At 68.8% G+C, this 5,499-nt stretch carries 7 protein-coding genes and 1 pseudogene; 4 read left to right on the top strand and 4 right to left on the bottom strand.

Annotated features, from left to right (window positions below):
• Window positions 1–671: pseudogene (locus tag Q0L11_RS12760) on the bottom strand (transketolase); the annotation flags it as partial.
• A 233-nt stretch (window positions 672–904) separates the two neighbouring features.
• On the opposite strand from Q0L11_RS12760, the gene Q0L11_RS12755 reads away from it, so the two are divergent.
• A complete protein-coding gene (locus Q0L11_RS12755) occupies window positions 905–2,413 on the top strand; it encodes an MFS transporter (protein ID WP_296597709.1) in 1,509 nt (502 codons plus the stop codon).
• Here Q0L11_RS12755 and Q0L11_RS12750 read toward each other — a convergent pair whose 3' ends face one another.
• Complete coding sequence (locus Q0L11_RS12750) at window positions 2,414–3,157, bottom strand: hypothetical protein (RefSeq protein WP_296597708.1); 744 nt, start codon at window positions 3,155–3,157, stop codon at window positions 2,414–2,416.
• Between the two features lie 22 nt (window positions 3,158–3,179).
• Entirely contained in the window at window positions 3,180–3,551 is a 372-nt protein-coding gene (locus Q0L11_RS12745) for a VanZ family protein (RefSeq protein WP_296597707.1), read from the bottom strand.
• A gap of 72 nt (window positions 3,552–3,623) precedes the next feature.
• On the opposite strand from Q0L11_RS12745, the gene Q0L11_RS12740 reads away from it, so the two are divergent.
• Both Q0L11_RS12740 and Q0L11_RS12735 read left to right on the top strand, forming a co-directional pair.
• Complete coding sequence (locus Q0L11_RS12740) at window positions 3,624–4,283, top strand: HAD-IA family hydrolase (protein ID WP_296597705.1); 660 nt, start codon at window positions 3,624–3,626, stop codon at window positions 4,281–4,283.
• The gene (locus tag Q0L11_RS12735; RefSeq protein ID WP_296597703.1) at window positions 4,280–4,573 is read left to right on the top strand and encodes a 4a-hydroxytetrahydrobiopterin dehydratase; all 294 of its coding nucleotides are present in this window, start codon (window positions 4,280–4,282) and stop codon (window positions 4,571–4,573) included. The genes Q0L11_RS12740 and Q0L11_RS12735 overlap by 4 nt, the downstream gene beginning before the upstream one ends.
• A 4-nt stretch (window positions 4,574–4,577) precedes the next feature.
• Here Q0L11_RS12735 and Q0L11_RS12730 read toward each other — a convergent pair whose 3' ends face one another.
• On the bottom strand, window positions 4,578–4,994 hold the full coding sequence (locus Q0L11_RS12730; RefSeq protein WP_296597702.1) for a Tat pathway signal protein: 417 nt from the start codon (window positions 4,992–4,994) through the stop codon (window positions 4,578–4,580).
• 69 nt (window positions 4,995–5,063) lie between these two features.
• On the opposite strand from Q0L11_RS12730, the gene Q0L11_RS12725 reads away from it, so the two are divergent.
• The coding region (locus Q0L11_RS12725) for a polysaccharide biosynthesis protein (RefSeq protein WP_296597700.1) at window positions 5,064–5,499 on the top strand (436 nt) is incomplete at its 3' end.

Below are 5,499 nucleotides of genomic sequence, written 5' to 3'. Positions count from 1 at the left end.
GTTTCGAAGATGTCGTCGAAGCGGTCGAACATCCGGTCGGCCGTGGTCGCATCCAGGCTTTGCCGGTTGTAGTCCACGATCCACCAGCAGTTGCGGATGTCGTGCTTGTAGGCCTCGATCAGGCACTCGTAGATGTTGCCCTCGTCCAGCTCGGCGTCGCCCAGGGTGGCGACGAACCGGCCGCGGCGTTCCTCGGCCAGCCAGCCGTGCCCCGACAGATAGTCCTGCATCAGCGAGGCGAAGGCGGTGATCGCGACGCCGAGGCCGACCGAGCCCGTGGAGAAATCGACGTCGTCCTTGTCCTTGGTGCGGGACGGGTAGGACTGGGCGCCGCCGAAGCTGCGGAACGCCTCCATCTGCTCCCGGGTCTGGCGGCCCATCAGGTACTGGGCGGCATGGAAGACGGGGCTGGCGTGCGGCTTCACCGCCACCCGGTCCTCGGGCCGAAGCGCGTGGAAATAGAGCGCCGTCAGGATCGTGGTCATTGAGGCGCAGGACGCCTGGTGGCCGCCCACCTTCAGCCCGTCGCGGCTCTCGCGCAGATGGTTGGCGTTGTGGATCGTCCAGGTCGCCAGCCAGCGCAGCCGCGCGTCGATGCGGCGGAGGATGGCCGCGTCGCGTTCGGCGCCGCGATTGTGACCGGCGGGGACAGTGGGCAGAGCCTGGGGCATGTAAACGCGGCCGTTCGTTTTTCGGGGGATGAGTTTCGCGCCCCGGCCGAGATTTCGGGGCGGTCGATACCCCTTCTAGCAGATATCGAGGTCGATCGTCAGGCGCGCACCAGACCTCCCGCATCGCGCCCCCGAAATCGAAAACAGGGTACGCGAAGATTGACGGCGCCGCGGGCTTGGAGTTCGCTGACCCTCAGGAACGCGCCGGCAGAGCGTGTCCGGAGGAAACCCGCATGACGACGACCGCCCCGGCTGCGGCCGACCGCCTGTCCCTGAAGACCAAGTTGGCCTTCGGCGTCGGCAGCGCCGCCGAGATCATCGCTCTCTACGCCGTCTCCAGCTTCGCGCTGCTGTTCTACAACCAGGTGCTGGGGGTCCAGGCCCACTGGATCGGACTGGCCATCTCGGCCAGCCTGGTGTTCGACGGCCTCACCGAGCCGCTCATCGGATCGTGGTCGGACCGCACCCGGTCCAAATGGGGACGCCGCCATCCCTGGATGTTCGCCGCGCCGATCCCGATCGCGCTGAGCTTCTTCGCCATCTTCAACCCGCCCGAGGGGCTGGAGCCCATGGGCCTTGCGGTCTGGTGCGGCGTCTCCGTCTCGCTGATGCGGCAGGTGATGACCTTCTTCCACACCCCGCACCTGGCCCTGGGCGCCGAGCTTTCGCCCAACTACCTCGAGCGGTCGAAGGTGATGGCCTACAACAGCTTCTTCACCTGGGCCGGCGGGTCGCTGATGACCTGGGTGGCGCTGACCTTCTTCTTCCCGTCCACGCCGGAATATCCGCGCGGCCTGCTCAACCCCGAGCCCTGGACGAACTTCGCCCTGACCATGTCGCTGACCATCGTGGCGGTGCTGTTCGCCTCGGCCTGGTTCACCCGCGACCGCATCCCCTTCCTGCCGCCGCTGCCGGCCGACACAAAGCCTTTCAGCCTGGGCGCCTTCTTCGGCGACATCTGGATGGCGCTGCGCAACGTCAACTACGTGTGGCTGCTGATCGGCTACTTCTTCCTGTCGATGATGCTGGGCCTCAAGGAGGGCCTGAGGCTCTACACCGTCACCTTCTACTGGGGACTGACCAGCGAGCAGATCCGCTGGTTCATCGTCGGCAGCTTCGTCGGTTACGCCACGGCCTTCGCCTTCGCCGCGCGCATGCACGGCCGGTTCGACAAGAAGGCGACCCTGGTCTGGGGCGGCGTGGCCTATGCGGTCTTCACCGCCGCGCCGCTGGCGCTGGGCCTGATGGGCGTGCTGACGCGCGAGACCCCCAACCTCATCTGGATCCTCATCGGCTTCGCGACCCTCGGGTATGGCGCGATCAGCGTGCTGCAGATCGGCGCGATGTCGGCCCTCGCCGACGTGGCCGACCAGAACGAGCTGCGCTTCGGCGTGCGCCAGGAGGGCATCCTCTATTCGACGCGCGCGCTGGCGGCGAAGATCGACCAGGCGGTCGGCTCGGCCCTGGCCGGGTTCGTGCTCCTGCTGATCGCCTTCCCGGAAAAGGCCAAGCCCGGCGCGGTCAATCCCGGCGTGCTGCACAACCTGGCGCTCTGGGACGGCGTGATCGCGGCCGTGCCCGGGCTGATCGCGGCCCTTTGCTATGCCCGCTACCGGATCAACCGCGAGTCCTACGAGGCGACCCGGGCCGCGCTGGCGGAAAAGCGGGCGTCCGCGGCGAGCACTGCGCCGGTCGCCGGAGCCGCCGCGCCCGCCGGCGCGGCCATCCACCCGGCCGAATGATCAGCCCGGCCGCAGCGCCTGCATGAGACTGCCGGTGTACGCCGCGTGGCCCACGTGGGTCAGGCGCGCCTCGAAATCGGCCCAGATCTGGCCGCCCAAGTCGCGCCAGCGGCGGCAGAAGGCGTAGTCCTCGGAGAGGTATTGGCCGGTCGACGCCTCGATCAGGGTGTCGAAGATCATCACCGCCTGGGTCCCTTCGTCGTCGAGGGTGGCCCGCAGTTCGGGATGGGCGTCCACAAGGCGCTGCATGGCGCCCCGGCCGATCATCAGGAAGCCGGTGCCGCCGTAGGCCACCTCGGCGAAGCCGTTGTCGACGTTCACGCTCTTGTCCGGCGTCGGCAGGAAGCGGACGACGTAGCCGATCGAGGCGGCTTGGATGTCCTCGACCCCCGCCTTGGCGGCGGCGCGCACCTTGTCCCAGTCGATCCGCTTCAGCGGGCAGACGGCGGCGATCACGTCCTTCTGCGCGTCCAGCAGGCGGAACACCGTCTCGGGCGCGAAGCCGATGTCGGCGTCGATATAGAGGATGTGGGTGGCCTTCGGATGGGCCAGGAACTGGGCCGCCAGGCGCGAGCGGCCGCGGGTGATCAGCGCCTCGCCGCCCATGGCCTCCACGTGCAGGCCGATACCCCGCGCCTTGCACGCCTGCTGCAGGCGCAGCAGCGAGCTGACGAAGTGCAGCGTGAGCTGGCCGCCGTAGCAGGGCACGGCCAGGAAGACGAACGGCGGGGGCGCGTCGGACATGGCCCCTGTCATAGATCGCGCCTCAGCGCGCGTCGATGAGGCGAGGCGCGAGGCGGCGCAGGGCGAGGAACACGAGGCAGGCGACCGCCACGCCGACGCTGTCGGCCACGAAGTCGGCGGGATCGGGATGGCGGCCGAAGGGCGTTATCCACTGCAGGATCTCGATCAGAACGCCATAGGCCAGGGCGAACGCGGGGATCGCCAGCCGCCGGCGCGGCGCCAGGACCAGGCCGGCCAGGGTCAGCACGAACCAGGCGGCCATGTGCTCGAAACGGTCGCCCGTGCCGGGATCGGGCAGGTCCTTGGACGGGGTCAGGCACAGGACGAGCAGGATCAGCACGGCCAGGGCGTAGAGGCCGAGGCGCACAGGCCGGGGAAACCGCGAGGGAAGCATCGCCCTTACTTGCACGGCGGATCGTGGCTCTCTAGCGTCCGCGCGCTCAAGAACAGGCTCAGGAACGGTGCAGTGGCGATCGAGGCGGTGATCTGGGATTTCGGCGGGGTGTTCACCTCCTCGCCGTTCGAGGCGTTCAACCGCCTGGAGGCCGAGCGCGGCCTGCCGCGGGACCTGATCCGCCGGGTCAACGCCACGAACCCCGACACCAACGCCTGGGCGCTGTTCGAGCGCAACGAGATCGACGCGGCGCGCTTCGACGAGCTGTTCCTTGAGGAATCGAGCGCCCTGGGCCACCCGCTGCGCGGCGCCGAGGTGCTGCCCCGGCTGAACGGCGAGCTGCGGCCGCGGATGGTCAGCGCGCTGAAGGCCTGCAAGCAGCATTTCAAGGTGGGCTGCATCACCAACAACGTGGTCTCGATGCACAGCCCCGGTCAGGACGAGGGCCAGCGCAAGGCGGGGGCCATGGCCCAGGTCATGCCGCTGTTCGACGCGATCATCGAGAGTTCGAAGGCGGGGGTGCGCAAGCCGGACCCGAAGATCTACCTGATGATGTGCGAGCTGCTGGGCGTGCAGCCCGAGGTGTGCGTCTACCTCGACGACCTCGGCATCAACTGCAAGCCGGCCGCGGGGCTGGGCATGAAGGCGATCAAGGTCGTGGACGTGGACCAGACGCTGGCCGAGCTGTCCGGGCACACGGGCCTCAACTTCGACGCGGAGCTGACCGCGTGAGCCGTCCGGCGAAGATCGGCGCCGACGCGGCGCTCGCCAGGCTGAGCGGCTGGGAGAAGGTCGAGGGCGACCGCGACGCGATCCGCAAGACGTTCCGCTTCGAGGACTTCAACGAGGCCTTCGGCTTCATGACCCGCGTGGCCATCAAGGCCGACCAACTGGATCACCACCCGGAGTGGTTCAACGTCTACAACCGGGTCGAGGTGCTGCTCGCCACGCACGACGTGGACGGGGTGAGCGAGCTGGACGTCACGCTGGCGACGTTCATGGACGCCGTGGCGAAGCGGTAGCCGCTCAGTTGACGACGATGGCGCCCAGGAGGACTCGAGCGCCCGGCCGGCCGAGGACCGCGTCGGTCTGCCGCTGGAGCGCCTGGGTCAGGTAGTCGGGGTTGGGCAGGGCGCCGGGTCCGAGGCCCGAGGCATAAGACTGGACCGTCTGCACATACGCGGCGCGCAGGCGGGGCACCGATTGTTCGGCCCGCGCGCGCAGGGCCTCGTTCGGGATGTCGAGGCCGCAATCGACCGCCAACACGCCCCGCCGCCCGGTGGCCCGGATCGTGGTGCCGAGCAGGGTCTCGATCTGCAGGTACGAGCCGCCGCCGGACTTCTTCTTGTCCCCGCCCTCGGCGGCCAGCGCCACGGCCGGCGCGGCGGCGAGCGCGAGGCTGAGGAAGAGGCGGCGATCCATCCGTTGCATATCGCCGATCATGGTTAGCGGTCTCTTTACGCGCCCCTGCGCAGAATCGCCGCGGACTGTTCGCTGCCAGCGGAGCGCCCCTTGGGCCGATTTGCGCCGACCACCCTCGACCTCGACGGCAAGGTCATCCTCGTCACGGGCGGCACCGGCTCGTTCGGCCGCCGCTTCATCGAGACGGTGCTGGAGCGCGCCCGGCCACGGAAGCTGATCGTCTATTCGCGCGACGAGCTGAAGCAGAGCGAGATGCAGATCGACCTCGCCGAGCGGTTCGGGCCCGAGAAGATGGCGACCATGCGCTTCTTCCTGGGCGACGTGCGCGACCGGGAGCGGCTGGCTCTGGCGTTCCGCGGCGTCGACATCGTCATCCACGCGGCGGCGCTGAAACAGGTGCCGGCGGCCGAGTACAATCCGTCGGAATGCATCCACACCAACGTGCTGGGCGCCGAGAACGTGGTGCGGGCGTGCCTGGCCAACGGCGTGAAGCAGGTGGTGGCGCTGTCCACCGACAAGGCCTGCA

Source organism: Phenylobacterium sp., from assembly GCF_024508875.1.
Lineage (GTDB): Bacteria > Pseudomonadota > Alphaproteobacteria > Caulobacterales > Caulobacteraceae > Phenylobacterium.
The sequence above is the reverse complement of the archived record's forward strand: the minus strand, read 5'-3'. Positions and strand labels throughout refer to the sequence as shown.

What these genes read in the sequence shown, in the direction of transcription:
- Q0L11_RS12730 (WP_296597702.1), bottom strand. Translation starts at nt 4,994, where the DNA reads ATGATCGGCGATATGCAACGGATGGATCGCCGCCTCTTCCTCAGCCTC.
- Q0L11_RS12750 (WP_296597708.1), bottom strand. Translation starts at nt 3,157, where the DNA reads ATGTCCGACGCGCCCCCGCCGTTCGTCTTCCTGGCCGTGCCCTGCTAC.
- Q0L11_RS12755 (WP_296597709.1), top strand. Translation starts at nt 905, where the DNA reads ATGACGACGACCGCCCCGGCTGCGGCCGACCGCCTGTCCCTGAAGACC.
- Q0L11_RS12745 (WP_296597707.1), bottom strand. Translation starts at nt 3,551, where the DNA reads ATGCTTCCCTCGCGGTTTCCCCGGCCTGTGCGCCTCGGCCTCTACGCC.